We start from the raw sequence: 2,823 nt of genomic DNA on the forward strand, positions 1-2,823 counted from the left end.
TGGTCAGGTTCTTATCCAGATCGTAGGCATATTCCGTATAGAGACTTTCTCCGTTTTGCAGGCTTCTTATGGTTCCGTCTTCGTTATAATGATACGCGCAAAGAAGTGTTTTGTCATCCCAAACTTCTTTTAATTCATCATTTTGGTTATAACGGTATTCGGTCAGCTTTCCGGTAACGTCTCTTTGCCGCCATAGATTTCCGTTTCGGTCATAGGTCAAGGATAAAAGGGTTCTTCCGCTCGCCGTCTTCTTTGTCAGACGGCCCATCTCATCATAAGCATAGCTGTAACGCATTCCGCCTGAAATAGGATGTTATCAAGTACGTCAAAGATAGCGATAAAAAATGTCTCTAACCCTATCCAAAAATTAAGTAATATTTGCCTTATTATAAAATAAGCTCTGCTTAAATAATAATATGCTCCTCCTGCGATAAACTTTTTATCACAAGAAGAGCTTGATTTTTGTTTTTTTTGCTACCACTAAATTATTCCCTGTTAGCCCTGTGTCGCAAAATATCGCCCTTGTGTGGTCTTTGAAACCGATGATGGAATATGTATGCCATCCAGGCAACTGTTCTTCTTTCTGTTACTTTAGAAAAAGTCGCATCTATGGCTGTTTTTATATTTGGTTCAAGTCGCACACTTGCAGCTATTTAAAAATCTGGTTACGGAATATTTCCGCTCATTTCCTGCACTAAAACAGGGGTGAACCATGGTAATGAAAATGATGCAGGTTAAAGGCAGGTGCACCTTACGGCGCTCCTGCCAATTTACAGCAGCCGGCAATGCCGGCTGCATAAGGAATTCAGACAAAGCCTTTCTCTTTTAATAGGTGGCTGTCAATAAAGTTAAAGTCACCTGTCAGGTGGTCGTAACCGAACTGGAACCAGCCAAATTCAAGACTTAGTAAGGTGTCTGTATGGGTACACCATATATTTACCACCAATATGTAAGCCTACATTTCCTTATCCTGTAGTTTTAATTAATCGTCGTGTGTATTTTTTGCTTACCATTACTATTAATTAAATACTTACCTTTCTTTTATTCCCAATATAAATTTCTCTTTATCAGACAAAGAAAACTCTTTTTCAATAGGTAATTCTATTTCATCTGTTCTTTTAATATCATACAGATACTTAATTTTATATGCTGTATTTGTTATATCAGTTATTTTAACTGTCCATGTATTTACATATTTATAGACCATTTCCCCTCTAATCCCTAGTTGAATAGCCCTTCTATCTAACGGTTCTAAACTGATATTTCTATCAGGATCCCATTGACAAATTACTTCGGATTTTTCTTTCATTTTTTTCCAAATTTCACAATTCCCATATATAGTCTCATCATAATTAGACAATACCACTGATTGCAGCATTTCACGAAAACCTTCTATTTTTATATCGAAAGCTAAAACTCTTTCCTGTTTTTCTTTTGTTGCCCAACCAGAACGATACATCATCCATAAAAAAGAAGGCTTAATCCATGTCATTCGATTTAATCTAAATTTATTTCCTAAATACCCCAATTTTAATGCTTCATCTGCTATTTCATTACTAAATGCCTGATAAACTCTAATAATTTGTTCGTCGTAAGAAGCATATATTTTTTTAATCATGTTAATTTTTCCTATTCTTTTATATAATTTTGCATGGCAGTAAGGTACAATTATATCGCCAACTGCCATACAAAAATTATATAATTAACTTTTTTAATTACTGCATCTTACTTGCTCTATTTTTTATCCTATCTATTTGTTTCTGTGCATTTTCTTTAATAATGTCATTGCCATTATTAAGTAATAATTTAAGATTCTCTTTTGCTTGTTCTGTTCCAATATCTCCCAATGCCCAAATACATTTTACCGCTAATGCATAGAACTCATCGTACTCTAAATATTTAAACTCCTTAGTCGCTGTTTCAAACAGAACTTTAACACTACTTGGTGATTTCAATTTTTGTAATAGTATAGCAATGTTTTCATGCTGTTTATGCCAGTCACATACCAGCAAATTATTCAACAACTCAATAAATTTAGCATCAAATAATTTAAAACAAAAAATCAGATATATCAGATCGTCTACTCTTGAAGAATCTTTATCGTCTATTGCTTTAATAAGCTCTTTATACACATCATCGTTAATATTATTTTCACTTACTCCTTCCAACATTAGAAATTCTTCCTTTTGCATATTTTTCAACATAAGTTCTCTGATATTTATTGCACTCAAATTCGACATTAATTTCCTCCAACTTTATTAAAATCTATTATATTACTATTAAATATTTCCAAACCTTTGCCTTTACCCAATCCTATATTAATTTGATCTCCTTCACCTTTGAATTGTGCATTATTTATCGTCCATCCCTTATCAACATACGGCATATTAGGATATGTACTATTAGTTATATTGGAATCATTTTTTGCACCTATTATTTCTAACTGACTTGTAGTTCCTTTATTAACTTTGATTTCAACTGTTATTCCACTATAATCCTCTGAAAATGACTGCGTTGGTGATATAAACGTTTCTCCTGTAGGTTGTAATTCACCTGTCATTCTGAGTTTATCATAATCTTCATGACTCATTGTCCTATAATAGGTTTCTGAAGCATCTCCGCCCGAACCCTTAGAACTACTATCTTGGTGTGCTGCTAGTTTCGTAGAAGTCTTTGTCTCATTTTTCCCTTTTGATGTACTAGCAGCAAGCCTATCCTTAGCAGCTTTACACTGATTCCCACTTGGGTCTACATAGCTCACTGGATTGTTGGCGCAATATGCGTACAGGTTCAGTCCGTCTCCCCGGTAGGTATCTTCTTGGG

Annotated in this window: 3 protein-coding genes and 1 pseudogene; all 4 read right to left on the reverse strand. The window is 34.3% G+C overall.

The window, feature by feature from the left end:
• The coding region (locus tag C8E03_RS21525; protein ID WP_146212350.1) for a hypothetical protein at positions 1-295 on the reverse strand (295 nt) is incomplete at its 3' end.
• 735 nt (positions 296-1,030) lie between these two features.
• Entirely contained in the window at positions 1,031-1,618 is a 588-nt protein-coding gene (locus tag C8E03_RS21530; protein ID WP_110292085.1) for a DUF4291 domain-containing protein, read from the reverse strand.
• A gap of 97 nt (positions 1,619-1,715) precedes the next feature.
• The gene (locus C8E03_RS21535; protein ID WP_110292084.1) at positions 1,716-2,240 is read right to left on the reverse strand and encodes a hypothetical protein; all 525 of its coding nucleotides are present in this window, start codon (positions 2,238-2,240) and stop codon (positions 1,716-1,718) included.
• A pseudogene (locus C8E03_RS22175) lies at positions 2,240-2,823 on the reverse strand (hypothetical protein); the annotation flags it as partial. The gene C8E03_RS21535 and the pseudogene C8E03_RS22175, both read right to left, overlap by 1 nt.

The sequence above is a fragment of the Lachnotalea glycerini genome (genome assembly GCF_003201285.1).
Taxonomy (GTDB): Bacteria; Bacillota; Clostridia; order Lachnospirales; family Lachnospiraceae; genus Lachnotalea; species Lachnotalea glycerini.

What these genes read in the sequence shown, in the direction of transcription:
- C8E03_RS21530 (WP_110292085.1), bottom strand. Translation starts at nt 1,618, where the DNA reads ATGATTAAAAAAATATATGCTTCTTACGACGAACAAATTATTAGAGTT.
- C8E03_RS21535 (WP_110292084.1), bottom strand. Translation starts at nt 2,240, where the DNA reads ATGTCGAATTTGAGTGCAATAAATATCAGAGAACTTATGTTGAAAAAT.